The organism is Paenibacillus diazotrophicus (assembly GCF_042610465.1).
Genome location: NZ_JBGJZN010000008.1, coordinates 129,717 through 155,939 on the forward strand (window position 1 = coordinate 129,717; position 26,223 = coordinate 155,939).

The 26,223-nt window shown below is 49.1% G+C and carries 32 protein-coding genes; 23 read left to right on the forward strand and 9 right to left on the reverse strand.

Annotated features, from left to right (window positions below; genetic code table 11):
• Positions 1-11 precede the first annotated feature (11 nt).
• From ACAN54_RS25100 to spo0A, 15 genes are all read left to right on the forward strand, one after another.
• On the forward strand, positions 12-428 hold the full coding sequence (locus ACAN54_RS25100) for an Asp23/Gls24 family envelope stress response protein (protein ID WP_379161942.1): 417 nt from the start codon (positions 12-14) through the stop codon (positions 426-428).
• Positions 429-501: 73 nt separating this feature from the next.
• Positions 502-1,041, forward strand: a complete 540-nt coding sequence (gene amaP, locus ACAN54_RS25105) for an alkaline shock response membrane anchor protein AmaP (protein ID WP_379161945.1) — start codon at positions 502-504, stop codon at positions 1,039-1,041.
• Positions 1,042-1,056: 15 nt separating this feature from the next.
• Positions 1,057-1,290, forward strand: coding sequence for a DUF2273 domain-containing protein (locus ACAN54_RS25110; protein ID WP_379161948.1), 234 nt, complete (start codon positions 1,057-1,059; stop codon positions 1,288-1,290).
• A gap of 197 nt (positions 1,291-1,487) precedes the next feature.
• Complete coding sequence (nusB, locus tag ACAN54_RS25115; RefSeq protein ID WP_379161951.1) at positions 1,488-1,937, forward strand: transcription antitermination factor NusB; 450 nt, start codon at positions 1,488-1,490, stop codon at positions 1,935-1,937.
• A 63-nt stretch (positions 1,938-2,000) separates the two neighbouring features.
• On the forward strand, positions 2,001-2,864 hold the full coding sequence (gene folD / locus ACAN54_RS25120; RefSeq protein ID WP_379161954.1) for a bifunctional methylenetetrahydrofolate dehydrogenase/methenyltetrahydrofolate cyclohydrolase FolD: 864 nt from the start codon (positions 2,001-2,003) through the stop codon (positions 2,862-2,864).
• Between the two features lie 9 nt (positions 2,865-2,873).
• A complete protein-coding gene (gene xseA, locus ACAN54_RS25125) occupies positions 2,874-4,247 on the forward strand; it encodes an exodeoxyribonuclease VII large subunit (protein ID WP_379161957.1) in 1,374 nt (457 codons plus the stop codon).
• Positions 4,231-4,488 (forward strand): exodeoxyribonuclease VII small subunit, encoded by a 258-nt coding sequence (gene xseB, locus ACAN54_RS25130; protein WP_379161960.1) that lies wholly within the window; start codon positions 4,231-4,233, stop codon positions 4,486-4,488. The genes xseA and xseB overlap by 17 nt, the downstream gene beginning before the upstream one ends.
• A complete protein-coding gene (locus ACAN54_RS25135) occupies positions 4,475-5,422 on the forward strand; it encodes a polyprenyl synthetase family protein (protein WP_379161963.1) in 948 nt (315 codons plus the stop codon). The genes xseB and ACAN54_RS25135 overlap by 14 nt, the downstream gene beginning before the upstream one ends.
• 98 nt (positions 5,423-5,520) lie before the next feature.
• Entirely contained in the window at positions 5,521-7,425 is a 1,905-nt protein-coding gene (gene dxs, locus ACAN54_RS25140; protein WP_379161966.1) for a 1-deoxy-D-xylulose-5-phosphate synthase, read from the forward strand.
• A 46-nt stretch (positions 7,426-7,471) separates the two neighbouring features.
• Complete coding sequence (locus ACAN54_RS25145) at positions 7,472-8,350, forward strand: TlyA family RNA methyltransferase (RefSeq protein WP_379161969.1); 879 nt, start codon at positions 7,472-7,474, stop codon at positions 8,348-8,350.
• Positions 8,351-8,470: 120 nt separating this feature from the next.
• A complete protein-coding gene (locus ACAN54_RS25150; RefSeq protein ID WP_379161972.1) occupies positions 8,471-8,995 on the forward strand; it encodes a hypothetical protein in 525 nt (174 codons plus the stop codon).
• A gap of 30 nt (positions 8,996-9,025) precedes the next feature.
• Positions 9,026-9,475: a transcriptional regulator AhrC/ArgR gene (ahrC, locus tag ACAN54_RS25155; protein WP_379161976.1), complete on the forward strand. Its 450-nt coding sequence runs from the start codon at positions 9,026-9,028 to the stop codon at positions 9,473-9,475.
• Between the two features lie 41 nt (positions 9,476-9,516).
• On the forward strand, positions 9,517-11,244 hold the full coding sequence (gene recN, locus ACAN54_RS25160; protein ID WP_379161979.1) for a DNA repair protein RecN: 1,728 nt from the start codon (positions 9,517-9,519) through the stop codon (positions 11,242-11,244).
• Between the two features lie 138 nt (positions 11,245-11,382).
• Positions 11,383-12,492, forward strand: coding sequence for a SpoIVB peptidase (gene spoIVB, locus ACAN54_RS25165; protein WP_379161982.1), 1,110 nt, complete (start codon positions 11,383-11,385; stop codon positions 12,490-12,492).
• Between the two features lie 196 nt (positions 12,493-12,688).
• On the forward strand, positions 12,689-13,504 hold the full coding sequence (gene spo0A / locus ACAN54_RS25170) for a sporulation transcription factor Spo0A (protein WP_379161985.1): 816 nt from the start codon (positions 12,689-12,691) through the stop codon (positions 13,502-13,504).
• Positions 13,505-13,614: 110 nt separating this feature from the next.
• Here the strand turns inward: spo0A and ACAN54_RS25175 are convergent, their stop codons facing one another.
• Both ACAN54_RS25175 and ACAN54_RS25180 read right to left on the reverse strand, forming a co-directional pair.
• Complete coding sequence (locus ACAN54_RS25175; protein WP_379161988.1) at positions 13,615-14,337, reverse strand: FlxA-like family protein; 723 nt, start codon at positions 14,335-14,337, stop codon at positions 13,615-13,617.
• 164 nt (positions 14,338-14,501) lie between these two features.
• Positions 14,502-14,900 carry a TM2 domain-containing protein gene (locus tag ACAN54_RS25180; RefSeq protein WP_379161990.1) on the reverse strand — a complete coding sequence of 133 codons (399 nt, stop codon included), beginning with the start codon at positions 14,898-14,900 and terminating at the stop codon, positions 14,502-14,504.
• 274 nt (positions 14,901-15,174) lie between these two features.
• Between ACAN54_RS25180 and ACAN54_RS25185 the strand changes: the two genes are divergently transcribed.
• Both ACAN54_RS25185 and ACAN54_RS25190 read left to right on the forward strand, forming a co-directional pair.
• Positions 15,175-15,834, forward strand: coding sequence for a helix-turn-helix domain-containing protein (locus ACAN54_RS25185; RefSeq protein ID WP_379161993.1), 660 nt, complete (start codon positions 15,175-15,177; stop codon positions 15,832-15,834).
• A 117-nt stretch (positions 15,835-15,951) separates the two neighbouring features.
• A complete protein-coding gene (locus tag ACAN54_RS25190) occupies positions 15,952-16,260 on the forward strand; it encodes a hypothetical protein (RefSeq protein WP_379161996.1) in 309 nt (102 codons plus the stop codon).
• A gap of 129 nt (positions 16,261-16,389) precedes the next feature.
• Here ACAN54_RS25190 and ACAN54_RS25195 read toward each other — a convergent pair whose 3' ends face one another.
• The 5 genes from ACAN54_RS25195 to ACAN54_RS25215 all read right to left on the reverse strand — a co-directional run bounded on the left by ACAN54_RS25195 (position 16,390) and on the right by ACAN54_RS25215 (position 18,427).
• The gene (locus ACAN54_RS25195) at positions 16,390-16,569 is read right to left on the reverse strand and encodes a sporulation histidine kinase inhibitor Sda (protein ID WP_379161999.1); all 180 of its coding nucleotides are present in this window, start codon (positions 16,567-16,569) and stop codon (positions 16,390-16,392) included.
• 212 nt (positions 16,570-16,781) lie between these two features.
• Positions 16,782-17,108 (reverse strand): LytTR family DNA-binding domain-containing protein, encoded by a 327-nt coding sequence (locus ACAN54_RS25200; protein WP_379162002.1) that lies wholly within the window; start codon positions 17,106-17,108, stop codon positions 16,782-16,784.
• A gap of 29 nt (positions 17,109-17,137) precedes the next feature.
• Positions 17,138-17,257 carry a cyclic lactone autoinducer peptide gene (locus ACAN54_RS25205; RefSeq protein ID WP_379162005.1) on the reverse strand — a complete coding sequence of 40 codons (120 nt, stop codon included), beginning with the start codon at positions 17,255-17,257 and terminating at the stop codon, positions 17,138-17,140.
• A gap of 1 nt (position 17,258) precedes the next feature.
• Complete coding sequence (locus ACAN54_RS25210) at positions 17,259-17,774, reverse strand: accessory gene regulator ArgB-like protein (protein WP_379162008.1); 516 nt, start codon at positions 17,772-17,774, stop codon at positions 17,259-17,261.
• Positions 17,771-18,427, reverse strand: a complete 657-nt coding sequence (locus ACAN54_RS25215; protein ID WP_379162011.1) for a hypothetical protein — start codon at positions 18,425-18,427, stop codon at positions 17,771-17,773. Before ACAN54_RS25215 ends, ACAN54_RS25210 begins: the two co-directional genes overlap by 4 nt.
• A gap of 129 nt (positions 18,428-18,556) precedes the next feature.
• On the opposite strand from ACAN54_RS25215, the gene ACAN54_RS25220 reads away from it, so the two are divergent.
• Positions 18,557-19,075 (forward strand): DinB family protein, encoded by a 519-nt coding sequence (locus ACAN54_RS25220; protein WP_379162014.1) that lies wholly within the window; start codon positions 18,557-18,559, stop codon positions 19,073-19,075.
• Positions 19,076-19,123: 48 nt separating this feature from the next.
• Entirely contained in the window at positions 19,124-19,378 is a 255-nt protein-coding gene (locus tag ACAN54_RS25225; RefSeq protein WP_379162017.1) for a hypothetical protein, read from the forward strand.
• Between the two features lie 76 nt (positions 19,379-19,454).
• On the opposite strand, the gene ACAN54_RS25230 is transcribed toward ACAN54_RS25225, so the two are convergent.
• A complete protein-coding gene (locus ACAN54_RS25230; protein ID WP_379162020.1) occupies positions 19,455-20,024 on the reverse strand; it encodes a thymidine kinase in 570 nt (189 codons plus the stop codon).
• Between the two features lie 185 nt (positions 20,025-20,209).
• On the opposite strand from ACAN54_RS25230, the gene ACAN54_RS25235 reads away from it, so the two are divergent.
• Genes ACAN54_RS25235 through ACAN54_RS25245 form a run of 3 tightly spaced genes read left to right on the forward strand, consistent with a single transcriptional unit; the run spans position 20,210 to position 24,009 of the window.
• A complete protein-coding gene (locus ACAN54_RS25235) occupies positions 20,210-20,416 on the forward strand; it encodes a hypothetical protein (protein ID WP_379162023.1) in 207 nt (68 codons plus the stop codon).
• 19 nt (positions 20,417-20,435) lie between these two features.
• Positions 20,436-22,181, forward strand: coding sequence for an ABC transporter ATP-binding protein (locus ACAN54_RS25240; RefSeq protein ID WP_379162026.1), 1,746 nt, complete (start codon positions 20,436-20,438; stop codon positions 22,179-22,181).
• Entirely contained in the window at positions 22,162-24,009 is a 1,848-nt protein-coding gene (locus ACAN54_RS25245; protein WP_379162029.1) for an ABC transporter ATP-binding protein, read from the forward strand. Before ACAN54_RS25240 ends, ACAN54_RS25245 begins: the two co-directional genes overlap by 20 nt.
• A gap of 95 nt (positions 24,010-24,104) precedes the next feature.
• On the opposite strand, the gene ACAN54_RS25250 is transcribed toward ACAN54_RS25245, so the two are convergent.
• Positions 24,105-24,410 (reverse strand): DUF2627 domain-containing protein, encoded by a 306-nt coding sequence (locus ACAN54_RS25250; protein WP_379162032.1) that lies wholly within the window; start codon positions 24,408-24,410, stop codon positions 24,105-24,107.
• A 167-nt stretch (positions 24,411-24,577) separates the two neighbouring features.
• Here ACAN54_RS25250 and lpdA point away from each other — a divergent pair, with 167 nt between their 5' ends.
• On the forward strand, positions 24,578-25,999 hold the full coding sequence (gene lpdA / locus ACAN54_RS25255; RefSeq protein WP_379162035.1) for a dihydrolipoyl dehydrogenase: 1,422 nt from the start codon (positions 24,578-24,580) through the stop codon (positions 25,997-25,999).
• Positions 26,000-26,223: the final 224 nt, after the last annotated feature.

A 26,223-nucleotide genomic window follows, 5' to 3' on the forward strand; every position in this document is an offset into this window, starting at 1 on the left:
GTGAGTCCACAATGAGTACATTGCCGACAGAATACGAACGTACGGAAATCGGTGAAATCCAGATCGCTCCTGAAGTGATTGAGGTGATCGCAGGTTTGGCAACCGTGGAAGTAAAAGGCGTAGCAGGCATGAGCGGCGGATTTGCCGGAGGCATCGTTGAACTCCTCGGCCGTAAGAACCTCTCCAAAGGTGTAAAGGTTGAGGTTGGACAACGCGAAGCTGCAGTGGACGTATCCGTAATTATCGAGTACGGTAACCGTCTTCCTGAAGTGGCTGCTGAAATTCAGCGCAACGTGAAGCGTTCGATCGAGACCATGACCGGTCTGACGGTAGTTGAAGTGAATGTGCATATTCATGATGTTCAGTTCCGCAGCAACACTACTGTAGACAAGAACGAAGAAACGGATGCGGTTCTCCGCGTGAAATAAAGACAGATTTCTTCCATAAACCCCCGACAGCACCGTCGAGGGTTTACTCTAATTTAAGGAGGTTATGAGACTCGTGGCAAAAATTTTGGACAGGCTCCTGCTGTTCCTCTACAGCTTATGCATCGGAATATTATCTGTAATTGCCATCCTCCTGTTAAGCGGTGCCATTCCGGACTCTTTTGACATGCTGGACAAACCTGAGGCCTATATCGCCGCCATCGTTGTGGCTGTTATTCTGTTCCTGCTCAGCATCCGTTTCTTCTACATCTCGCTGCGCCGTGACCGGGCTTCCATGCCTTCAGTCGATCAGCGTACAGAGTACGGGGATATTCAGATCTCCATGGAAACCATTGAGAACCTGAGCCTGAAGGCTGCCGGCAAAGTCAAAGGCATCAGAGACCTGAAGTCTCGTATCCGTGTCTCACAGGCAGGCCTTGAGATTATGATCCGCGCAGTGGTGGACGGAGAGCATTCTCTTCCGCTGCTGACCACCGAGGTTCAGCGGCAGGTGCATGATTTTGTGCAGGATACTACCGGAATTCCGGTTGCGGACGTCTCAGTATACATTGCTAACCTCACACAGTCTCCAAGCTTCAAAAGTCGAGTGGAATAGAGGTGAGTTTCCCTTATGTCGTGGAAAGCAGTATGGGAAAGTCACGGGGGTAGAATTGCCGGAGTCACCTTCGGTGTCGTTCTCGGGTTGATTTATTTAATTAGCGGTTTTTGGGATATGCTGTTCTTTGCACTGGTTGTGTTCATAGGTTATACGCTTGGCAAAAGAAAGGACACCGCACAGCCCCCGCTGTTTCAGTGGCAGGAGTTGATAGAGAGGTTGTCCGGACGCTGGCGCCCCTTCAAATGAACCGCGATAGCTTTTCTTCCGGAGCCTGGAACCCGTATGTATGAGTTGCCTGATGCCGGAAGGAGGGCCACGCGGTTTTTTTTGCAGCAGCGGCTCTCAGAGAGGATAGAATCTGCTCCATTAAGCTTACAATAGTTGCAAGAAGAAACAATGAAACACCAATATAAGCAATCCAGATAAGATTGTAGGAGGAACACATGAAAAGACGTTTAGCAAGAGAGATTATTGTCCAAAGCCTGTATCAGATGGAAATGAATGAAGTGGAAAGTGCAGAAGCGGTAGAAATGCTGATCGCTGAAGCTTCGGAAGAAAATGAGACCGAGCGTGTGATTACAGATGAAATTGAGCTGAAGACTTATGTAGTAGCGCATGTGAACGGCGTGTGGGAACATAAGATGGCCATTGATGATATGCTGGAGCATTACCTGAAAGGCTGGCAGATGAGCCGTCTGTCGCGGGTGGACCGCCAGATTCTCCGCCTTGCCACCTTTGAGATGGTCTTTGGGAATGATGTGCCAGCCAAGGTTGCTGTCAATGAAGCCATTGATCTGGCCAAACATTTTGGGACAGAGGATTCAGGTAAATTTGTTAATGGTGTGCTTGGCAAGATGATTCAGGAGATTGATACGCTGAAGACCGACCTGTAGGATTATAATCAAGTGATGGATTTGCAGATCATATTTCAGGATAGATAAAGGGGAGAGAATTACATGACAGCAGCAATCATCAGCGGTAAACAAGTATCTGACGAAATTCGTATCGACATTGCCCGGGAAGTTGCCTTATTAGCCGAACGGGGCGTAAAGCCTGGTCTTGCTGTTGTGCTCGTTGGTGAAGATGCTGCATCTCAGGTCTATGTCCGTAATAAAGAGAAATCCAGCACCGAGCTGGGCTTCCATTCCGAAGTGCATAGACTGGATGCTGCGACTAGCCAGGAAGATTTGCTGGCACTTGTAGCTGAGTTGAACCGCAGGGATGAAATTGATGGCATCCTGGTTCAGTTGCCGCTTCCTAAGCATATTGACGAGAAGGCTGTAATTAATGCCATTGCTGTGCAGAAAGATGTAGATGGCTTCCATCCGATCAATGTCGGCAACCTCGTTATTGGGGATGATAGTCTTTTGCCTTGCACGCCTGCAGGTGTAATCGAGCTGATCAAGCGTACAGGCACAGGAATGTCCGGCAAGCATGCGGTTGTCATCGGACGCAGCAACATTGTCGGCAAACCGGTATCCCTGCTGCTCCAGCGCGAGAATGCTACGGTAACCATGTGCCACTCGCGGACTGCGAATATGGCTGAACTAAGCCGCCAGGCAGATATTCTGGTTGTGGCGATTGGCCGGGCTAACTTCATTGACGGCTCTTTTGTGAAGCCGGGTGCGGTAGTTATCGATGTAGGTATGAACCGTTTGGACAACGGCAAGCTGGCTGGAGATGTGGATTATGAAAGCGCGAAGGAAGTAGCAGGATACATTACCCCGGTACCTGGTGGTGTAGGACCGATGACCATTACCATGCTGATGGCCAACACGCTGACTGCAGCCAAACGCCGGCGCGGCCTGGATAAGGAATAGGTAGCGCCCATGGCGGCAGAGCGGCAGGTATATTCAATCAAGGAGCTTAACCGTTATATCCGTATGAAGCTGGATTCGGATGTGGTGCTCTCCGATGTATGGGTTCGCGGGGAAATCTCCAATTTTACCCACCATGGCAGCGGTCATATGTATTTTACGCTGAAGGATGAGAGCAGCAGGATCAAGTCGATCATGTTCGCTTCCCATAACCAGCGGTTACCCTTTACCCCTAAGGAAGGGACCAAGGTGATCGCCAGAGGCAATGTGACTGTATATGAACGGGACGGGCAGTACCAGTTCTATGCCACTCATATGCAGCCTGACGGCATCGGCAGTCTGTATCTGGCGTATGAACAGCTGAAGAACAAGCTGGAGTTGGAAGGCCTGTTCGCGGCGGCACGCAAACGTCCGCTCCCGCGGTTTCCCCGCTGCATAGGGGTAGTAACTTCTCCGACAGGCGCAGCCGTACGGGACATTATCATCACGCTTCAGCGGCGGTTTCCGCAGGTTGCTATTGTGCTGTATCCTGTTCTGGTACAGGGGAAAGGTGCAGGGCCTTCCATTGTGAAGGCCATCGAGAACCTGAACACCATGGGCGAAGCCGATGTGCTCATTGTCGGCCGCGGGGGCGGCTCCCTTGAGGAGCTGTGGGCTTTCAATGAGGAAGCCGTAGCCCGCGCGATTGCGGCCTCCCGCATTCCGGTCATCTCGGCCGTAGGCCACGAGACCGATTTCACGATCGCCGACATCGCCGCCGATCTTCGGGCGGCAACCCCGACGGCGGCGGCCGAGCTGGCTGTGCCGCACGCCGCCGAGCTGGCGGCGCAGCTCCGCACAGCGCAGCAGCGCCTGCGCCAAGGGCTGCTGCGCCGCTCGCAGCGCGGCGGCGAGCGCCTGGCCTCGCTGCAGCGCTCGCTGGCGCTGGTCGGCCCTCGCCGCCAGCTGGCCCAGCACGCGCAGCGGCTGGACATGCTGCGCGCAGGCCTGCTTCGCGCAGCGAAAGACCGGCACGGCCGCGCACGGGAGCGCCAGGCCGTGCTGCACCACAGCTTGCAGCGCTTCCACCCGCAGGCGAGTGTCAGCGCTGCGCGGCGGCGCACCGAGAGCATCACCCGCGAGCTTGCGGGTGCCATGCAGGTGCGCCTGCAGGAGAAGCGCTCGCGCTTCGCCGCCGAGCTGCGCCATCTCGATGCGCTCAGCCCGCTTAAGGTGATGTCGCGGGGGTACAGTCTCGTCTATGATGAGCAAGAAGAGCATTTAATCAAGTCGCTGAACGAAGTACAGCTCGGCGATATGGTCAACATAAAGCTAAATGACGGACAGCTAAGCTGCCAGGTATGGGGCATGAAGGAGGATGGCATAACGAATGGCGAAGGAAGCTGAACTTAATTTTGAAGGAGCCATGGAGCAGCTGGAAGAAATCGTGCGTGAGCTGGAGCACGGTGACGTTCCCCTTGAAAAGGCGATCGATTTGTTCCAGCAGGGAATGAAGCTCTCACAGCTGTGCGGCAGCAAGCTGGAGCAGGTGGAGCGCAAGATTGAAATGATTACCGAAATGGACGGCGAGCTCCGCAAGAAACCATTCGGTGCCCGTCTGGAAGGTGAAGGCGATGAATCGCTTTGAGCCCAAGCAGGAGTCTATGGCTGTTGGGAATCAGGAGCGTCAGCCTCTGAACGAATATATCGCCGAGATCAGCGGATTGGTTGTGAGGGAGCTGGAAGCATCTTTGCCTGCTGAATGGAACGTACCCGGCAGTCTGAAGGATGCGATGAGCTATTCACTGCAAGCCGGTGGCAAACGTCTCCGTCCATTGCTGGTGGTCGCCGCTTGTGAGGCGCTGGGAGGCAGCCGTGAAGCGGCTCTTCCGGTAGCGGCTGCTATCGAGATGGTGCATACCTACTCCCTGATCCACGATGATCTGCCCGCAATGGATAATGATGATTACCGGCGCGGTAAACTGACGAACCATAAGGTTTATGGCGAGGCAACGGCTATTCTGGCCGGAGATGCGCTGCTGACACATGCCTTTTTCAGTATCGTCCAGGCTTCTCGGAAGCATGGTGTGTCAGCGGACAATGTCCTTTCCGTTATAGAGGATCTGGCAGAAATGGCGGGTCCCCGGGGGATGGTTGGAGGTCAGATCGCTGATATGGAAGGTGAACAAGGGCTTACCGATCTGAAGCAGCTTCAGTACATCCACCAGCATAAGACAGGGGATCTAATCATATTCTCCCTTGTGGCCGGAGGGCGTATTGCGGGGGCTGACAGCAGACAGTTAGAGGCGCTGCGTGATTTCGGGACACATATCGGACTTGCTTTCCAGATTCAGGATGATATTCTCGATCTGGTTGGCGACGAAAGCAAGCTGGGCAAAAAAACGGGCAGCGACGTTAAGCAGCAAAAGGTGACTTATCCTTACTTTATCGGGCTGGACGCTTCACGCGAAGAGGTGCAGCGACTGACAGAGGCGGCCCGCACTGCTGTGCTGGAAGGCTGCTTTCAGGACCATACGCGCCTCCTGGATATCGCGGAATACCTAATGAAGCGAGACCACTAGCATTCATACCGGAACGGCTGTATTTCGACAGCCGTTTCGTTTGTGTTATAATGGGGTTTATATATATTTTACAACATCTAGGAAAGCGGGGAATACTCGTGCTGCTTCCACAAATAAATGATCCTCAGCAACTTAAATCTTTGTCAGTCGAGGAGCTGGCTACCCTTGCGGAGGAAATCCGCCGGTTTCTGATCGAGAAGCTCACTGTAACCGGCGGGCACCTCGGCTCCAATCTGGGGGTAGTGGAGCTCACGCTGGCCCTGCACTACTGTTATGATAGTCCCCGGGACAAAATGATATACGACGTAGGACACCAGGCATATGTCCACAAGATACTGACCGGCCGCCAGGACCGTTTTGACACGCTGCGCAAAAAAGACGGACTGTGCGGCTTTGTGAAGCGTTCAGAGAGTGAGCATGATGTCTGGGAAGCCGGGCATAGTAGCACTTCCCTGTCTGCGGCAATGGGAATGGCCATGGCCCGTGACCTGAAAGGCGAGGACAACAAGGTTATCGCCGTAATCGGAGACGGGGCACTGACGGGCGGGATGGCGTTTGAAGCGCTGAATCATATCGGCCATGAGCGCCGCAAGCTGATGGTTATCCTGAATGACAACGAGATGTCTATTGCGCCGAATGTGGGTGCGATGCACAACTATTTGAGCAAGATCCGTTCGGACCGTCATTACCTGCGTGCAAAGGATGAGGTCGAAGGACTTCTGAAGAAGATTCCAGCGATCGGCGGAAGACTGGCCAAGACAGCTCAGAATGTGAAGGACAGCCTTAAATATATGATGGTTCCCGGCGTGCTGTTCGAGGAGCTCGGGTTCACCTACCTGGGGCCTATCGACGGACATGACATGGAGAAGCTGATTGAAACTTTCCATCAGGCGGATAATGTATCCGGTCCTGTATTGGTGCATGTTCTGACTACCAAAGGCAAAGGATACAAGCCAGCTGAAACCGATTTCTATAAATCACATGCTATTTCTCCTTATAAAATCGAGTCCGGCCAGTCCCTGAAGGCTGTAGGAAATCCTATGTATACCGAAGTGTTTGGCCAGACACTAATCGAGCTTGGACGTGAGGACAAACGGCTAATCGCAGTGACTCCGGCTATGCCTGGCGGCTCGGGATTGTTCCCGTTCGCCAAGGAATTTCCCGACCGGATGATTGATGTAGGTATTGCCGAGCAGCATGCGGCAACCTTATGTGCAGCCTTAGCGATGGAGGGAATGAAGCCGGTCTATGCGGTGTATTCTACCTTTATGCAGCGGGCTTATGATCAGATTGTACATGATATCTGCCGCCACAACGCCAATGTCATGTTCGCCATTGACCGTGCAGGCTTTGTTGGTGCTGATGGTGAGACCCATCAGGGGGTATATGATGTCGCCTTTATGCGCCATGTTCCGAATATGGTGTTGATGATGCCCAAAGACGAGAATGAGCTGCGCCATATGATGAAGACCGCGCTTGAATATAATGACGGTCCGATTGCTTACCGGTATCCGCGTATTGACGGCACGGGTGTGGAACTCGATGCAGAGCTGCAGGTCCTTCCAATCGGATCCTGGGAGCGGCTGCGTCCAGGTGATGACTATGCTGTGCTTGCCTGCGGACCGATGGTTCAGGTCGCTGAGGAAGCGGCAGAGCAACTGAAGCGTGAAGGTATTCAGCTCAGTGTTGTCAATGCCCGCTTCCTGAAGCCGCTCGACAGCTCTATGCTGCTGGACCTGGCCCATGCGGGAACAGGCATGATCGTGCTGGAAGAAGCCAGTCAGGCGGGGAGTCTGGGCAGTGCGGTGCTTGAATATTACGCAGAGCATGAAATTTACGATGCCCGGGTTCATTTGATGGGTGTGCCGGATATCTTTGTAGAGCATGGATCCATCAAAGAACAGCGCCAGCAGACCGGACTGACTGTCGAAGCAGTAGTTAGCCGGATCAAAGCGATGAAGGCATCTAGCGCATTTGCCTATAAGACGACCTCTACCTCCTGAACAGGACAGTGGAAGCGGTAAGCCTAAGAACAATCGGGAGATGACCATGGAACACCCTAAGGAACGAATTGATGTACTGTTAGTGGAACAAGGTTTTTATGAGAGCCGGGAAAAGGCCAAGGCTGCGATCATGGCGGGGCTTGTGCTCGCGAATGAGGAACGGATTGAGAAGGCTGGGATGAAGGTGCTTCGCAGTGCTACCCTGAGGGTGAAAGGTGCTGTTCACCCTTACGTCAGCCGCGGCGGACTGAAGCTGGAGAAGGCACTGCGGCAGTTTGGGATTGACCTGAACGGGCGTATCATGCTGGATATTGGCTCTTCTACAGGAGGTTTCACGGATTGCGCCCTCCAGAACGGTGCGAGCCATGTCTATGCAATTGATGTGGGTTCTAACCAACTGGACTGGAGCCTGCGGAGTGATGATCGGGTAAGTGTGATGGAGCAGACCAATTTCCGTTATATGACCCCAACTGACCTGAAGGGACCTGTCCCCGACTTTGCAAGTATAGACGTATCCTTTATTTCATTGAAGATTATATTACCGCCGTTAAAGGCCCTTCTTGAACGACCAGCAGATATTGTTGCATTAATCAAACCTCAGTTCGAAGCGGGACGGGAAAAGGTGGGCAAATCCGGTGTGGTCCGGGAACCGGCTGTCCATCAGGAAGTGCTCATGAACGTTCTGGGAATGGCTGCTGAACTGGGATACCGACTGGAAGGCTTAACCTTCTCACCCATTACCGGTGGTGAAGGGAATATCGAGTTTTTGGCGCACTGGAAGCTCTTGCCTGAAGTAGTTGAACCTGGCGATGAACAGTCTCCTGATCAATTACAGCCGCTCAACTTCGCAGCGCTGGCCGAGACCGTGGTTAAGGAAGCTGCAGCAATATTCAAAGTCAGTAAATCTGGAAACTCATCTAAGTGATGAGTTTCTTTTTGACTGTATTAAAGTCTTTTTGCAAAATCCCGGGGAATAAGGTAGTCTAGCCTTATATTTCCTCTAGAATCAATCAGGACACCCATATGTTCAGCCGGGATTTCTTCAGTGGAAGCAGGATTTTCGCAGGTTTCACGCGAATTAATCTCCGAGGTGATGAAATTGGCGGGTTCTGATAAAGCCGTAATGGTGCTAATTGGACTAACGGTCGCAATATTTATCATTTACCGGATTTACATATGGCTGCAAAGCTCTCCACGTTCGTTCATTAAGGACAGGCTGCCGCTTAATAAAGATATTTTGCCTCATCCCTCTTTGGATTTACTGGAAGCCGCTGGCTACGAAGTAATTGGAGGCAAACTGAAGATTCCACTGTCTTTTTCAGTGGACGGGGCTTCCATGTATAGCAGGTTGTTCATTGATTATGTTGTGAGCAAAGAAGAGGACTCCTACTATTTGGTAATCCTCTCCCGTCCGCGCAAGACACTCGACTTTACAGGAAGCAGCCTCCGGGATTCGCTTTTGCCGTATCTGCTGATTTATCCGGACTGCAGCGGAGTACTGTATGTCAACACCACCGCTTCCCTGATCCATGAGATTAGGCTTGGCAGAGACGATGGCGAATCCACTTAGAAAGTTAACTTAACCATACAGGAGGCAACAATGAAGGGTCACAGGCACATTAAGATACGAGAAATCATTACACAACAGGAAATTGAGACACAGGATGATTTGGTGGAAGCCTTGCGCGAAGCCGGTTTTCAAGTTACCCAGGCTACGGTGTCGCGGGATATCAAGGAGCTTTTGCTGATAAAAGTTCCTATGGATGACGGCAGATACAAATACTCCCTGCCTACGGATCAGCGTTACAATCCAACACAGAAGCTGAAGCGCGTGCTAGTAGACAATTTTGTGAATATTGATTCCTCCGCCAACCTTGTGGTGATGAAATGTCTTCCGGGTACGGCTAACTCAGTCGCTGCCCTGATTGATAATATTGACTGGCCGCAGATTATGGGCACTATTTCCGGAGACGATACGATCCTGATTATCTGCCGCCAGCCGGAGAACAGCAAGGAAGTTATTTCACAAATCATGGGATATATATCCTAGAAAATAGATGTAGCAATCATCTTTTCGGAGGTGCTGTATTCGTGTTAGATACATTATCGATCCGTAATCTTGCCGTTGTTGAAGCGGTGGATGTTCATTTTTATCCGGGTTTTCACGTGCTGACAGGGGAGACTGGGGCAGGGAAATCTATTATTATCGATGCTTTAGGGCTTGTAGTCGGAGGCCGCGGCTCCGCAGATTCCATCCGTTACGGCACGGATAAGGCTGAGATGGAAGCGCTCTTCAGTCTGCCTGTATCCCATCCGGTATGGGAGACATTGGAGCGTCTTGGCATCACTGCAGACCCGGAGGAGCACCTGATTATCCGCCGTGAGATTACCTCACAGGGTAAGAGCACCTCGCGTGTTAACGGGCAAATGGTAAACCTCAGCATGCTGCGGGAAATCGGCGAACAGCTGGTTAATATTCACGGACAGCATGAGCATCAGAATCTGCTGAAGGCAGAGCGCCATCTGGGCCTGCTGGATACTTACGGAGAAGCTGTTATCGGGCCGCTTAAGGCCGACTATCAAGAGAAATATACCGCATTTGCCAAGGTGGAAAAAGAACTCCGTGAGCTGCAAGAAACCAGCCAGAAGGCTTATCAAATGCTGGACTTGTACCGTTTTCAGCTGGAGGAAATTTCTTCCGCAGGACTAAAACCCGGGGAAGATGAATTACTTGCCGAAGAAAGGGTCAAACTATCCCACAGCGAGAAAATGATGGATTCCGTATCCGGCGCATACGAGCTGCTGTATGACCGGCAGGGGCTGGAATCGATCAGCAATGTGATTTCACGGCTGGAGGATGCAGTGAAATACGATGAGAAGGGTCTCAAAGCTGTGCTGGAACAGCTTCAATCCTCTTATTATCAGCTGGAGGATGCAGCCTTTCAGCTGCGGGATTACCGCGACGAAATTGAGTTCAACCCGGCACGGCTAGAGGATATTGAGAACCGGTTGGATCAGATTTCCGGACTTCGGCGTAAATACGGAGACAGCGTGGAGCAGATTCTGGCTTATTATGAACAAATTAGCCGGGAGACCGATTTGCTGGAGAATAAGGACGAATATATTGAAAAGCTCACGGTGAAGCGTAACGGTCTCCTGAGCACGCTAATGGAAGCGGCTGAAGCACTTAGTGATGCACGCCGTCAGTGTGCGTCTGATCTGGCAATCCAGGTGGAAAGTGAACTGAAAGACCTTCAGATGGAACGAACCTCGCTTCAGGTTAAGCTTGACATCATGGAGGACCCGCGCGGAGTAGAATACCAGGAGCGCCGCTACCGGCTGACCCGGCAAGGGATCGACAGTGCAGAGTTCATGATCTCACCGAATCCCGGTGAACCGCTTCGACCGCTGGGCAAAATCGCTTCCGGTGGGGAGCTGTCGCGGATTATGCTGGCGATGAAGAGTATTTTTGCCCGGCATGATGCGATCCCTGTACTCATTTTTGACGAAGTGGACACCGGTGTAAGTGGCCGGGCAGCCCAGTCCATTGCAGACAAGCTGTACAAGCTCTCGTCTACCTGTCAGGTGTTCTCCATTACCCATCTGCCTCAGGTGGCTTGCATGGCAGATCACCAGTACCTTATCCGCAAAAAAGTTGAAGACGGGCGCACCATGACCGAAGTGGAGTCGCTGCCTTTGGAGGGCCGGGTTATGGAGCTGGCCCGAATGCTGGGCGGTGTGGAAATTACCGAAAAAACCTTACACCATGCACAGGAAATGCTCGGTCTGGCTGAGGCCAGCAAGGCGGCTGCAGGGTAAGCGGGACAATGATTGACAGTAATAAAAGCCTGGGGGCAAGGTTATCTTATAGGTACGCAATTGGCGACCACCTTTTTCGTCAAGCGAAAGAAGCAAAAGGGAGCGTGACAGCCATTGAAGCCGAACCTCAGGAAATTAATGCCCGGCCTTTTATTTGCCTTCTTTCTTAGCTTATCAGGCATAACGGGACCTCATCAGAGCTATGCCGCAGAGCTGGATAACCCGCCTGATAAGACCGTTCAGGGGGAAACCCGTGATCTTAAGGTGATCCCCGGGGGGCAGACGATTGGTGTAAAAGTGAAGTCTGCAGGCGTACTTGTTGTCGGACATCATTTGATCGAAGTGTCACAGAAGACCAAGCTATCCCCTGGAGAGAACAGCGGCTTACTGCCCGGAGATCTGATGATCTCCATCAATGGGGTGAAGCTGGATGAGGTGTCCAAGGTTTCCAAGCTGGTGGAGCATGCAGGTATAACCCATCAACCCCTTACCGTTATCTACAAACGTGCCGGCAAAGAGCATACAGCCAAGCTCACACCGGCATATGACCGCAATGATAAGGTTTGGCGTCTGGGACTCTATATCCGCGATTCTGCGGCGGGTGTAGGAACCTTAACCTTTTATGCACCGGAGCAGGGTGTGTATGGTGCACTGGGCCATGTTATAACCGACATGAATACCGGAACCCCTATCGTTGTTGGCAGCGGGCACATTGTGCAATCCAGTGTGACCTCAATTTCCAAAAGCCAGGATGGCGATCCTGGGGAGAAACGTGCCCATTTTCTCAAAGAAAGTCAGGTCCTCGGGAATGTGGAGAGTAATACGGATTTCGGAATCTTCGGTAAAATGACCCGTAATCCGGAGCACAGCCTTTATGAGGAACCCATTCCGGTCGCTATGAGCGATGAGGTCAAAGAAGGGCCGGCGCAAATACTGACGGTTGTGGATGGACAGCAGGTGGAACGATTTAACGTAGAGATTATTCATGTAGCCCGTCAGGATTCTCCAGCAACCAAAGGAATGGTGCTTCGTATAACCGACCCCCGTCTGATCGATAAGACCGGTGGTATTGTCCAAGGTATGAGCGGCAGTCCGATTGTTCAGAATGGACGTTTAGTCGGTGCAGTAACCCATGTATTCGTTAATGATCCCAAATCAGGGTATGGCTGTTTTATCGAATGGATGCTTCAGGATTCCGGCGTAGTTCAACAAGAACATACCTTTCCCTATAATCTTAAGGCGGTTTAGCCTTAAGATTTTTTTGTCGAAGGCTAACGAACAAGATCGAATCGTGAAATAAATATTCAATTATAATCCAACACTGAAAAAAAATAAAGAAAAATAATTTTCGACAGAAGGATATTGAATCGGCATGTCGAAACTGTAAGGAGCGAAGATAAATATTATTTTCGAAAAGCAGATATAAATAAGGAGGAAGCAGCCAGTGCAGAACATTGAAGTGTTGTTGGCCGATGACAACAGGGAGTTTACGAATTTGCTTGCTGAGTACATTACGGAACAAGAAGATATGACCGTGACGGGCATCGCCTATAATGGGGAAGAAGTACTTCAAATGCTGAGCGAAGCACGCAAAATTCCCGATGTCCTTATTCTAGATATCATCATGCCTCATCTGGACGGATTAGGTGTTCTGGAGCGACTGCGCGATTTGGATCTGAAGCCAGAACCCAAGATCATTATGCTGACCGCCTTCGGTCAGGAGAACATCACTCAGCGTGCTGTACAGCTTGGCGCCTCTTATTATATTCTTAAGCCATTTGATATGGAGGTTCTTGCCAACCGTGTGCGTCAACTCGTTGGTACACAGGGAAGCATGAGTTCTTCATCCAGCATGTCCAATTACTCCGGCTCCAGAGGAAACAACGTGGTTCCGCTCTCCAAAGGCAAGAATCTGGATGCTAATATTACCTCGATCATTCATGAAATTGGCGTTCCTGCGCATATCAAGGGTTATCAATACCTTCGTGAAGCCATTACCATGGTATATAACAATATCGAGATCCTGGGTGCCATCACCAAGACCCTATACCCGGCTATAGCCGAGAAATTCAAGACAACGCCGTCCCGTGTAGAGCGCGCCATCCGTCACGCCATCGAAGTCGCATGGACCCGTGGCAACATCGACAGCATCTCCCACTTGTTCGGCTATACCATTAATATCTCCAAATCCAAGCCAACTAACTCGGAATTTATTGCCATGGTAGCCGACAAGCTGCGGATTGAGCATAAGGTGTCTTGAAAGGGTAAGGAGGAGTGAAGAAAGTAAAAAACCGCTATGGTATCGGGAATTGTAACATCCCGTGCCATCGCGGTTTTTTTATGTATATATCCTGGTGAGAAAAATTGTTGCTATACTCGAATATCAATAGATAAAAGAGTGGGAGGTGTTTCGGTTTCTGTTAAAATGGGCTGCTCCTCACTTGAAGCTGATGTCTCTTCAGAAGAATTATTTTGCACGTTATTATTCCTATCCTCGGGACGGGTTACTCTGGTCAGATCTTCTTTATTATCAATTTTATTATTCATTTCTCCAAGTAAATCACCGATTTTATAATCAATGGCTTTTATTTTAGACTTAATATCCTGGATCTGTTTCCCGGAATCATCGGTTGAACCGGCGGAATGTCTTGATCCGTTTAATTTTGCTTCGATTTTGAGGGTAGCAATTGAACCCTCTAGACGCTTGTTAATCCCAACAAGCATACCCAACTTATCGTAAGTCATACTATTTTTTAATACATCCATGGATAAGTCAGTTATGTCCGGTTCGGGTTTCTTAGTCTCCGCTTGATCTTGTTGGTTTCGGTCTTTTTTTTCTTGCATTTGTTCAGCTTTGATTTGAGTAATTTGCGCATCAATATCCTGTATCGATGAATTTAAGGACTGAATACGTTCCTGCTTTAGTTCAAAGTTTAATTTATCATTAGTTTTCACTGCTTGAATCTCTTCATTTAATTTAGATTTTCTATCCAGTAAATTTTGGATCTCTTTATCTTTGAGAGAGGTTGTGGCTGGATTAGCTGAGGTTGACTTATGGGTCGAGTTCGATGAGATTGATGAGATAGAAGACATGAAATTCCCTCCTAATTAAATGAATTTTTTACCATCTGGAAGATATATCGACAAGAGTAAGGTGGAAAGTTAGTTATGGTTGTGATGGCACAATGAAATAAGTCGATTTATAGTACACACCAAAAAGTCCCGGCTCTGTGAGCCGGGACTTTTTGTACTTTTGCCTAAACGTAATAAGGATCTGACTTGAATAAAAGGATGATGAAGTCAACCAGCGTACCTACTCCTAATAATCCACCGGTGAAGAAGTACAGAATACCTGTGCCGATTTTTCCTTCATAGAATCTATGTACGCCGAAGACTCCCAAGAAGAAGCAGAGCAAGACAGCAATCCACTTGCTTTTTGGTCTTCCAAGACCTGCATTGTTATTGATATTTGTGTTCATATTAGAGTTGTTGATAACGATTTGGGGCTGAGAAGCAGCTCCTTTCAACTCTTCGACCTGTAGTCCACACTTGTTGCACACCACAGCTTGAACGTTAATTTTCTCTCCGCAGTGTAGACAAAACTTGGTTTGTCCTGAAGCATTGGGTTGTGCTTTTTCTAGATTTGAACTGGACATCTTGTACTCCCCCAGTAAATATAATATAGGTATTTCCACCTAGGAATATTCTATCATATTTTGTTGAAATAGAGGGAGAATTTATTAATTAATGTCATATATTGAATTTTACATATTCAACTTTAAACTTATTACCATTTTTATGTATTGCATTCCGGATCGGCAATTATCATACCAATAATTAGTGAACGTAGTCAAACTTTTTACGGTATTAATTGTTATAATGAAACACAAAGTGTTATGTTGTGTTATGATAGAGGTAGAGGTGACTCCTATGAACGATTTCGATAACTATCCCGATGAGCTGGGGAACTTCATCCGGCACTTCAGAAAAACACGTGGGCTGACCTTAAGAGGGCTGGAGGAGAAGAGCGGCATCAGCTATTCCCAGCTCAGCAAGATTGAACGGGGCGAGAGTATTCCGCTAAAAGATAATCTGGATAAGATTATTGAGGCGCTTGGAGCAGATCTCAAGAATCGGATGTATCATCTCGCAGATTATATGCCTGACCTTGAATATATCAAGACACTCAAGCAGGGATATAAGCAACCGCAGCATAATCAGTCGCAGGACTATATTTATGAGACAGCTTTTAACAAGCTGAAGGAATTTCGGGCGAAGGAAGGCAAAGAAACCTCTTATGTATCGTTTGATTCGAACGAGGTAATCGTTTATGAAACGGAATATGGGGCAGGAATGGTAATAGAAAAAATTGAGAAATATAATCTTAATGATGTACTGAACGATAAGTTTGAGGGCAGTCTGGACTCCTTGCGTAAGCAGCCGCGTAAAGGCAGGCAGGCCTACATGTTTGGAGAGTGGCTCAGGGAATGTATCTACGAGCTGAAGGAAGACGAGCAGGATCAGGTTATTCAAGATCTTAAGCAATTCACCCAGTTTAAAGTGCAGCAGGTTAACGGAGCTTTCAAATGACAGCTGCCTCCTCCGTTTTCAATAATGAATAATGTTGCCCTTTCTTGCAGCCATCTATTCATCTTGAACCATATAGCAAACAACTAAAAATGGTATGACAGAAAAGGGGAAATCCTAATGAGAGTTACTATGAAATTTACCAGCAAGGGTAAAGCCGCGATTGAGAATTTCAACAATGAAGAGCTACTTGAGATCTTTGCCCGATATATCAAAACATTGTCCAAGAAATACGACATTGAAGTTGATGTGCCTCTTGATGTGAACCAGAATATTGTTAGTGACGGAACGGTTATAGCCATGGCTCAGAATGTGAAGTGTGATGTAGATACATTTTTCAAGGAGCTGGGCCGGGATATTAAGGTTCCCCTGAAAAAAAGATTGGGCGGCAAGCTGGAGAATGTCTTCAAAACGGAGTTTGTCGAGTAGTTGTTTGTAACTGAATACAGCAAAGAAGCCAGCCCCACTGATAAAGTGAGCTGGCTTCTTTGCTGTTGGGTAGCTGTTCAAAGACATGTGGACTTAAAATATATGTAGGAATGCTGAAAATAGTAACGGTCATTCTTCGGAACGGTCAAAGTCACCCATGTTTCTCCCGGTCAGAACGGTTTCAATAATCTCGATGAAATCGGGCGAAGCTTTAGCCTCCACTGCCAATTCGTAGATGTTCAACAATTGTTCGTCAGACAATAGCTCCAGGGATGAGGGGCGCGGAGAAGGATGAAAATAATAATCCATTAGATTCCTCCATCGGTTATTTTGTAGATTGTGAAAATACTGCGAATCTATTTAAATGGTACCATTTGGAAGGTAACCCGTCTCCTGTCATTCGCCCTGTGAATTGGTCTTTACAATTGACGCGTCGTGTGGGATAATAATTGTTTTTTTAGCGATGTTCAAAAAACCATCTCGAAACCGAAGGTTGTCGGGATGGCTTTTTTGATGTGGCGTTATAATTCAGAGGGTTCTTTTCGTGATGCTAAAAGTCGTTTGAGCCTTGTTTCATTTGGTTCTGATACTGTGGCGAATTGTTCTCCCTCTTCAAACGTAACAATCTTACGTTCTGAATCGTAACTTTGAATATGATTAAGACTAACTACATTGCTGCGGTCAAGACGCTCGAAACCATTGCCCTTATAGGCAGCCAAAAGATCAGAAAGTGTGGTAGGGAGAACAAACTCGCCTTCTTTCGTATGGACGAATATTGTATTCTTATAGCTGGAGAAATACAATATATCTTCTTCCTGGATATCCCGGGAGGACCCGTCGTTTAACAAGACCCGCATGTTCTCCCCATCCTTGTCAATTACTTCCGCAATTCTTTGGGCGCTTCTGGACTGTGTAATCCAATTTTCATAACCGATGCAAAGAAACGGGCAGAAGCTTCAAGCGCTGCAGAAGCCTGTTTGGCCATCGATGCTTTCATCTCATAACCTCCTTTTCCAAGGGATTACTGTTAAGGACTGGACGATAAATGCCAATCCGATGACAGACGAACCAATTAGAAAATTCACACTTACAAGTCCAACAGAAATTAACTTTAATGCCGGAAACCAGCGAAGGGGAATCTGGGCGTTTTTATCCGGATTGGGTGCAAACACAAGCATTATTATTACGCTTACAACGTTAAGGATCCAAAGGGCTTGTCCTACAGGATTCATCAGCGGAGTGAGTGAGCATAACAAAGCCGTAGTAATATTGCAGGCCCAGGCTGTTTTTAAGTGAAAACCGCCAGAGCAGATGCGTAGCAAGGAAAAACTTATGTAAAAAACAATAGTTGCCAATACATTATTGAAGAACAAACCAATTACCATCGCAGCCAAGAACGTGAAAAGCGTATTCAGAATAATGTTCAATGCATATTGCATAACTTCAAGAGAAGAGGTTTCTTCTGGATTGGCACGTTTGATAGCGGCAGATATCTTTAGGGCAAGGCTGTTCAAAATTCTTCACCGCGGTTCTTTTTTATTGAGAAGTTGAGATAACCGAACAGCAGCACTACAAAAAATAAGGGGACAACAATAAAAAATCGGGAATAACTCTCAAAGAAATATATCATTAGCAATACCACGATTATAGAAGGGAAGCTTAGTGAAAATAGTATTTTTTCATGAATGCCAATAATGATTTTCTCATCGGGCTTGTCAGGAATAAAATCGAATCCCTTTCTTTTTTTGCCGATATAAAAACCAAAAGCGAAAGCCGACAGCGCAGAAATCAACTGCAAGAAGTATATCCCTATAGAAATCCCGAATAAGTGAAGGCTAAAAATAGGAGTGGAATTCAATAATAAATAAAAGGTGGATTGAAATAACATGTACAATAGGTATGACATGCCGGTCATAATTGCTGAATAAAAAACATGAATACGAAATAATAACCAGAAAAAGCAAAAAACAAGTACATATTGCGTTAAGACATCTAATTCTGCGAATCCATTATTGACCCGGATGAAATAGGAGAAGAAGGCCATGATCAATCCTGCGAATATGATTTCTTTGGGATAAAGATCGATCTTGAAAATCTTGAAACCAAGGTAAAATAAAGCGGAGCTTTCCAATACCGAAAAAACAATATACAGCAAAAATTCCAGCATGCTTACACTCCCGAAGATCAGGTTTACTCAACTTCTATTCTTGCAAATATTATACATAATGGACTAAAATACAACAACAGCATTTAACACTTACCGGTAAATATTTCTTCATAAGAGAGGGGTTAAATTATGAACCAGCGTCCTGAACCCAATGAGTATAGTGAATTCCCGGCCCGTTACATTGCATTGGTGCCTCCTGAAGGGGAACTTGCGGCTCTTCTGAGAGAACAATCTGATCGGATCTTTGAACTGCTGGAAGGGCTTAGCGAGGAGCAGGGGAACTACCGCTATGCAGAGGGGAAATGGAGCGTCAAGCAGCTGTTAGGTCATCTCACCGACAACGACCGCATTATGTCCTACCGTATGCTGGCTATTGCCAGAGGAGAAAAGGCTCCACTTCCAGGGTACGAGGAAAATGATTATGCGGCGGCAGGAGCATTTGACCGCTTCACGCTGAGTGACATGATTCAGCACTACAAGATAGTTCGTAAGTCTACCCTTGCCCTCTTTCAAAGCCTCCCTGAGGAAGCCTGGACCCGGATCGGAACCGCCAGCAATGCTCCTATTTCAGTCCGGGCCATCGCTTGTGTGATTATTGGGCATGAACTTCATCATCTGAATGTTCTGAAGGAGCGTTATTTGAAGTAAGGGTCATGGCAGAAATGGAAGGAACTTAAGAAAAGGAGGAAGCTGCAAGTGGGCTTATTCAAAGGCATACTGCATTTCTTCATTCCAAGTGAACGCACACTGGTATACACGACTTTTGATCAGGCTCAGTATTTCAGAGCCAAAGGCCGTCTGAGTGCAGCGGGTATCCCCCATCGTTCCAAAATCAACGGAGGTACTCAAGCTCCAGGTCAGCGTGCCTTTACTGGCGGCAACGCTTCTGTTCAGCATGATTTCTATGTGCGCAAGGAAGATGAGCACCGTGCAGCACAGGCGATACATTAATGGAAAGTTTCGCTATCCATAATAAAAGCACACACTATCTGCCATTGCCAGAGAATGTGTGCTTTTAATTGCATTTTTAGAGCGGTGGATTCTTGTGGCATTTACGGCATACCGGGTAATAGGCTTCATTGCCGCCGATCTGAATTTGCTTGCCGCTGTATACAGGCTTGCCGTTCTCGACGCGCAGGGCCATAGTGGCTTTGCGTTCACAGAACCAGCAGATCGTTTTCATTTCTTCGATTTTGTCTGCATAGATCAGCATATATTTGCTGCCTTCGAACAGATTGTTCTGGAAATCATTTTTAAGCCCGAAAGCCATGACCGGAATGTTCAGCTCGTCGACAATCCGCACCAGCTGGAGGATACAGTCCTTGGTCAGAAACTGGCATTCGTCGATCAGCACACAATGGGGTTTGGGTAAATTGCTGCTGACAATGTTGTATATATCCGTATTCTCATCTATAGGGATAGCTTGCTTGCGCAGACCGATGCGGGAAGAGATATACCCGACTTCGTCCCGGTCGTCAAGGGATGGAGTGAAGATAAGCACCGACTTGCCCTGCTCCTCGTAATTATGCGCAACCTTGAGAATCTCAATGGATTTGCCGCTGTTCATAGCTCCATACTTGAAAAACAACTGTGCCACGTCCATCTATCCTTTCGTTAATCAACCTAATGAATCATCATCTTAAAAATGCGACTTTATTAGAGTAGCATATTCTCAGTAAAGGAAGCCAGTGAAATCATTTCGGGTAATGGTTAAAGAATGTTATAATAATCGCGGTTATGTGTATTTATTCAGAAGAACGTTTACAGAAAGAAGGCTTACAGTTGACAGACAAAATGGAAGGTTACAAAGAGAAGATAGCTGCTCTGCAAGAAAAAGGGGAGCTGACATCGGAAACGTTAAGCTTGCTGACGGAGATGCTGGACGAGCTTGCGGAATTGAACCGAAGCAACAAGGCGTTGCGCCGGGTGATTCTTAAGGGACAATCCTCATCGATGTCCACCCGCCTGCGTGAAGCGCTCTACGAATAGACAAAATGGGGTAACGCTGATGAAGATCATTTTCGATTATCTTAACAAATACAGGGTAGCTGCCATCGCCGCACTTGTGATGATGGTGATCGAGCTGGCAGTGGAGCTGTCCCAGCCTTTGCTGATTGCCAAAATTATTGATGACGGAATCAGGGAACAGGACAACCGGATTGTCTGGTTATGGGGCGGTGTACTGGTGGTAAGCGCTGTGTTGGCGTTTATTGCGGGTGTGCTCAGCTCTTTTTTTGCGTCTCATGCCAGTCAGGGATTTGCCTTTGACCTGCGGGATAAGTTATATGAGAAGGTTCAGTCCTTCGCCTATGCTGTGTTCAGCCGTTTTCCCACGTCCTCACTGATCACGCGTCTTACGGCAGATGTGTCACAGCTACAGGATACGATCTTCATGGGACTCCGGTTCATGACCCGTGTACCACTCGTTGTCGTGGGCAGTGTGGTGATGGCGTTGGTCGTGCATGTGAGACTGGGGCTGCTCCTGGCGGTAACCCTTCCGGTACTCATTGTCTTCCTGGTGTGGGTGATGAAAAGAGCCTCGGCATTGTTCCGCGGTGTGCAGACCCGGCTGGACGGAGTCAACAGTGTAATTCAGGAGAACCTTACCGGCATCCGGCTGATTCGGGTGTTCGTGCGCATGGGTCATGAGACTAACCGTTTTGCTGCTTACAGCAGAGAACTGATGGAATCCACTGTAGCTGCGCTTCGGCTGACGGAGACCTCGGCCCCCCTTATTATGCTGATTGTGAATGCGGGTATTATGCTGGTGCTCTGGTTCGGACGTATTGAGATTTCGGCTGGTGACGCAACTCTGGGACAGACTGTGGCCGTAATTAATTATTCCCTGCGTACCATTGGAGCCTTGTCAGCGCTGTCCTGGATTATGGCAACCTTTTCCCGGGCTAAGGCTTCTTCACAGCGGATTCAGGAGGTTATGTCGGCTGATCACCTGGAAGGTAAGGATACTGTGGTGGAAACAACAAATAAGACCGAACCTATTCAGGGCAAAGTCGAGTTCCGGCATGTTAGCTTCCACTATCCGGAAAGTGACATTGCAGTACTGGAGGATATTTCGTTCACGGTGCAGCCGGGAGAACGGGTCGCGATTATGGGAGCAACCGGCTCCGGCAAATCTTCTCTGGTAGGTCTGATCCCCCGTCTGTACGATCAGGACAGTGGTGTCATCCTGATCGATGGAACGGCAAGCTCTGAGATGGATATCTCCAGACTGCGCGGAGCCATCGGTTATGTTCCCCAGGAGGTCCTGCTGTTTACCGGTTCGGTGCGGGAGAACATTATCTGGGGCAACCCGGATGCTACCGAGCAGGAGATTGAACAGGCTGCTGCAGCCGCGCAGATCCATGATACGGTAAAAGAATTGCCGAACGGGTATGAGACCATGCTCGGGCAGCGGGGCGTCAATCTCTCCGGCGGGCAGAAGCAGCGGTTGACCATTGCCAGAGCGCTGGTGAGAAAGCCGGCGGTTCTGATTCTGGATGACAGCACCAGCGCGCTGGATGCTGTTACTGAAGGCCGGCTGCTGACAGAGCTGAAGAACATGTCCTGTACAACTTTTCTCATCACGCAAAAGATCAGCTCGACCGTATCTGCTGACCTTATATTGCTGCTGGATGAAGGCAGATTAATTGCACAGGGAACACATGATGAGCTGATGTCGGATTCGGATCTGTACCGGAAAATCAATGAATCTCAAGACAGGGAGGGGGCGCAGCATGTTCAAAGCATTACTTGAGCCTTTTCGCCACCCGAAGCTGAATGTCGGACTTGGTGATGCGGCAAGTTTCGGATCGCCGGGAGGACGCAGACCCAAGGCGAAAGCCAAGAACTGGTCAGCCACGCTCCGGAGAATCTGGAGTTATCTAGCGAAACGCAAGGCCAAACTGGCACTTGTACTGGTTATGGTATTTCTAAGCTCCGGTCTTGCCCTGCTCGGACCTTATCTGATCAGCAGAGCGGTGGATCACTATCTAGAAGGTGACGGGGGCAGAACCTGGAGCATCTTCCTGGTCACACTTGCCGCAGTATATGTGCTGAATTCCTTGACCTCCTGGCTGCAGAACATCTGGATGATCGAGATTGCCCAGGAGACAGTACTCCGTATGCGTACCGATTTGTTCGCGCACCTGCACCGTTTGCCGATTCCATTCTTCAACCGCAGGCAGCAGGGTGAAATCATGAGCCGTCTGACCAATGATATTGAAAATATCAGCTCCACGCTGAACAGCTCGGCCATTCAGATTTTCTCAAGTGTGCTGACTTTACTGGGTACGGTGGGTGTGATGCTATGGCTAAGTCCGCTGTTAACATTACTGACCTTCATCGTTGTGCCGCTAATGATCCTCGGCATGCGCTGGATTACTCGGCGGACAGGTCCGCTGTTCAAGGAACGCCAGCGCAATATGGGCGAGCTTAACGGATATATTGAAGAGACGCTGTCCGGACAAAGAATCATCAAGGCTTTTTCGCAGGAGGAACGGGTGATTGCGGGTTTCCGTGAACGAAATACGCGGATCATGCTGTCAGGCTACTGGGCTCAGGCCATTTCAGGCTTCATTCCAAAGCTCATGAACGGCCTGAACAATCTGAGCTTTGCCATTGTGGCTGGTGTAGGCGGTCTGCTGGCCATCCGGGATTTGGTTACCGTAGGTGTCATAATCGCGTTCGTGGAATATACACGCCAATTCACGCGGCCGCTGAATGACCTTGCGAACCAGTGGAACACGCTGCTGTCGGCGATTGCTGGTGCGGAGCGGGTATTCGAGGTGCTGGATGAAGGCGCCGAAGCCAAGGATGAAGGGGCAGCGGTAAGGCTGGATCACGTGGAGGGGTCAGTGAAATTCTCCGGAGTGTCTTTCTCGTATGATGACGGCGCAGACACACTGCAGGATATCAGCTTTGAGGCCAAGCCTGGTGAGATGATTGCTCTAGTGGGACCAACCGGGGCAGGTAAGACAACGTTGATCGGCCTGCTGTCCCGCTTCTATGATCCAGATAAAGGGAGTATTACGCTGGATGGCAGGGACCTGTCATCTATCCGCCGTGAGAGTCTGCGAAGCCATATGGCCTTTGTACTTCAGGATTCTTTCTTGTTCAAGGGAACGATCCGGGACAATATCCGATACGGCAGGCTGGATGCCAGTGACGAGGAAGTGGAGGAAGCCGCGAAGCTGGCTAATGCGCATTCTTTTATTATGCGGATGAAAGGCGGTTACGAGCGGATGTTGTCCGTAGACGGCTCAGGTATCAGCCAGGGTCAAAAGCAGCTGCTGGCTATAGCCCGCGCAATTCTTGCCGATCCGTCCATGCTGGTGCTGGATGAAGCGACAAGCAGCATCGACACTGTAACGGAGATTAAGATTCAGGAAGGGCTGCAGGCGTTAATGAAAGGGCGGACCAGCTTCGTAATTGCCCACCGTCTGGGTACGATCCGTGCGGCTGACCGTATTCTGGTGCTTCAGGGTGGACGGCTGCTTCAGCAGGGGTCACATACCGATTTGCTCCAAGAGGGTGGACTATACAGCCAGCTGGTGCGGGGATCATCGGATTCGGCGACAGGCTAGAACCTAAAAAAAAGGCAGGCCCGACATTCATCGGAGCTGCCTTTGCTGTTTATATGGGAAGCTATTAAGATAGACTCAGCAGAGATTATTATCTCTTAACGGGAGGCATCCGGTGAAGAGGACTGCTGAGCCTTTTGCTTCTCCCTGAAACGGGGCCCCACGTAATTACGTTTCCGGTCACGGGTGAGAATCCAGCCCCCGAGAAAGCTCATTCCGGCCAGGAAGAGCAAGAGGCCGCCGCCGAAGTGCAGCCAGGCAAAAACAGGAGTGGCTTGATCGTCGCCATGCATGGAAATATAGTTGAATATATCATCTTTCATCATCAGGAAGCCTTTCATCGCGAGGAGGCCGGGAATAACCAGAATCAGGATGGCAATGAAGCGTGTAGTGAGCAGTTTCATGAGTTCCTCCTTTTCCATAATCCCATTCATTTCACCCATATGATAACGTTTCATTGGGTAAAAGTCCATGTATATATGACGTTTGTAAGCTTTGTTATGGGGATAAAAGAGAGTACAATGTAATAGGTTAATTTAGAATTTACGAGTGATGACTGGAGGATACATATATGACGATTTCATGTGATGTGGCCATTCTTGGCGGAGGTACCGGAGGTTATGTGGCGGCGATCCGCGCAGCCCAGCTGGGGAAATCCGTGGTTGTTATTGAAATGGACAAACTGGGTGGAACCTGTCTGCACCGCGGCTGCATCCCCAGCAAATCGCTGCTGCGCAGTGCCGAGGTATACGCTGAAATACAAGAGAGTGAGAGTTATGGCATCGAGACTACGGGAGTACAGCTTGTATTCCCGAAGGTGCAGGCCCGCAAGGAAGCTGTGGTCGAGCAGCTGCACCAGGGCGTACAGTTTCTGATGCGCAAAAATAAAATCCAGGTACTGAAGGGAAAAGGGCGCATTATCGGCCCTTCGATATTCTCTCCGCGCAGCGGAGCCGTCGCGGTGGAGCTGGAGGATGGCGAAATGGAGACTGTGGTGTCCGGCAATCTCATTATAGCAACCGGTTCGCGCCCCCGCGTGCTGCCTGGGCTGAAGCCGGACGGCAAGGTCATTCTGAGCAGTGAGGAAGCACTGACGCTGGAAGAACTGCCGGCCTCCATGATCATTGTCGGCGGCGGAGTCATCGGCGTGGAATGGGCTTCGATGCTGGCCGATTTTGGCGTACAGGTTACTGTAGTCGAAACGGCAGGCCAACTGCTGCCTTTAGAAGATGAGGAAGTTGCCCATGAACTGCTGCGGCTCTTGAAGAAACGCGGCGTTAAGGTGTTGACCGGGACAACTGTAGATGCTGAGACCTGTGTGGTATCGGAAGCAGGAGTTACCATTGAAGCCCGCAAGGGTGAACAGAGCCAGACTCTGACGGCAGAGAAGCTGCTGGTATCCGTAGGCAGAGTGGCGAATATTGAGAACATTGGTATGGAGAATACCGATATCCATTTTGATAAAGGTGTAATTGAAGTTAACGCCAACATGCAGACCAATGAACCACATATCTATGCGATCGGTGATTGCATCGGCGGTCTCCAGCTGGCCCATGCAGCGAGTCATGAGGGAATACGTGCAGTGAACCATCTGGCAGGGGAGACGCTTCATCCTTATCATCCGCATCTGGTTCCGCGCTGCGTCTACACGCGTCCTGAGGTGGCAAGTGTCGGTTATACGGAAAAAGAGGCTAAGGCGCTAGGAGCGGATGTGGTCACTGGGAAGTTCCCGTTTTCAGCCATTGGAAAAGCGATTGTCTACGGAATGAAAGACGGCTTTGTCAAAGTCGTGGCTGATCGCACCAGCGGAGATATTCTCGGTGTGCAGATGATCGGTCCCCATGTTACCGATCTGATTGGAGAAGCGGCGCTTGCGCAGCTGCTGGATGCTACGCCTTGGGAAATCGGGGAAGCGATTCATGCTCATCCGACGCTTTCCGAGATCATTGGGGAAGCGATGCTCGCAGTGGATGGAAGAGCAATCGGATTCTAGTGAACGATGAATGCCCCCACGGGAATGCCGGATGGAGCTGAAGGCGACTTTTGCGTCAAAACGGCTCCAAACCGGCTTTTCGTGGCTTTTCTTTTTGCAGGGAAAGGGATTATAATGAACTGGAGTACGATTTAGTACCTGGTTTTAAGATCAGGGCATAGATTGGCTTGCGTGTATGCTTCCCTGTGCGAATTTGGGATGAAGAGATCGTCAGGGCATATGCT

Coding starts and splice junctions, on each gene's coding strand:
- ACAN54_RS25250 (WP_379162032.1), bottom strand. CDS start 24,410: ATGAAACTGCTCACTACACGCTTCATTGCCATCCTGATTCTGGTTATT.
- ACAN54_RS25205 (WP_379162005.1), bottom strand. CDS start 17,257: ATGAAAGCATCGATGGCCAAACAGGCTTCTGCAGCGCTTGAAGCTTCT.
- ACAN54_RS25215 (WP_379162011.1), bottom strand. CDS start 18,427: ATGCTGGAATTTTTGCTGTATATTGTTTTTTCGGTATTGGAAAGCTCC.
- ACAN54_RS25185 (WP_379161993.1), top strand. CDS start 15,175: ATGAACGATTTCGATAACTATCCCGATGAGCTGGGGAACTTCATCCGG.
- folD (WP_379161954.1), top strand. CDS start 2,001: ATGACAGCAGCAATCATCAGCGGTAAACAAGTATCTGACGAAATTCGT.
- ACAN54_RS25145 (WP_379161969.1), top strand. CDS start 7,472: ATGGAACACCCTAAGGAACGAATTGATGTACTGTTAGTGGAACAAGGT.
- ACAN54_RS25110 (WP_379161948.1), top strand. CDS start 1,057: ATGTCGTGGAAAGCAGTATGGGAAAGTCACGGGGGTAGAATTGCCGGA.
- xseA (WP_379161957.1), top strand. CDS start 2,874: ATGGCGGCAGAGCGGCAGGTATATTCAATCAAGGAGCTTAACCGTTAT.
- nusB (WP_379161951.1), top strand. CDS start 1,488: ATGAAAAGACGTTTAGCAAGAGAGATTATTGTCCAAAGCCTGTATCAG.
- lpdA (WP_379162035.1), top strand. CDS start 24,578: ATGACGATTTCATGTGATGTGGCCATTCTTGGCGGAGGTACCGGAGGT.
- ACAN54_RS25175 (WP_379161988.1), bottom strand. CDS start 14,337: ATGTCTTCTATCTCATCAATCTCATCGAACTCGACCCATAAGTCAACC.
- xseB (WP_379161960.1), top strand. CDS start 4,231: ATGGCGAAGGAAGCTGAACTTAATTTTGAAGGAGCCATGGAGCAGCTG.
- ahrC (WP_379161976.1), top strand. CDS start 9,026: ATGAAGGGTCACAGGCACATTAAGATACGAGAAATCATTACACAACAG.
- ACAN54_RS25100 (WP_379161942.1), top strand. CDS start 12: ATGAGTACATTGCCGACAGAATACGAACGTACGGAAATCGGTGAAATC.
- ACAN54_RS25220 (WP_379162014.1), top strand. CDS start 18,557: ATGAACCAGCGTCCTGAACCCAATGAGTATAGTGAATTCCCGGCCCGT.
- ACAN54_RS25135 (WP_379161963.1), top strand. CDS start 4,475: ATGAATCGCTTTGAGCCCAAGCAGGAGTCTATGGCTGTTGGGAATCAG.
- ACAN54_RS25190 (WP_379161996.1), top strand. CDS start 15,952: ATGAGAGTTACTATGAAATTTACCAGCAAGGGTAAAGCCGCGATTGAG.
- ACAN54_RS25195 (WP_379161999.1), bottom strand. CDS start 16,569: ATGGATTATTATTTTCATCCTTCTCCGCGCCCCTCATCCCTGGAGCTA.
- ACAN54_RS25240 (WP_379162026.1), top strand. CDS start 20,436: ATGAAGATCATTTTCGATTATCTTAACAAATACAGGGTAGCTGCCATC.
- ACAN54_RS25180 (WP_379161990.1), bottom strand. CDS start 14,900: ATGTCCAGTTCAAATCTAGAAAAAGCACAACCCAATGCTTCAGGACAA.
- ACAN54_RS25245 (WP_379162029.1), top strand. CDS start 22,162: ATGTTCAAAGCATTACTTGAGCCTTTTCGCCACCCGAAGCTGAATGTC.
- spoIVB (WP_379161982.1), top strand. CDS start 11,383: ATGCCCGGCCTTTTATTTGCCTTCTTTCTTAGCTTATCAGGCATAACG.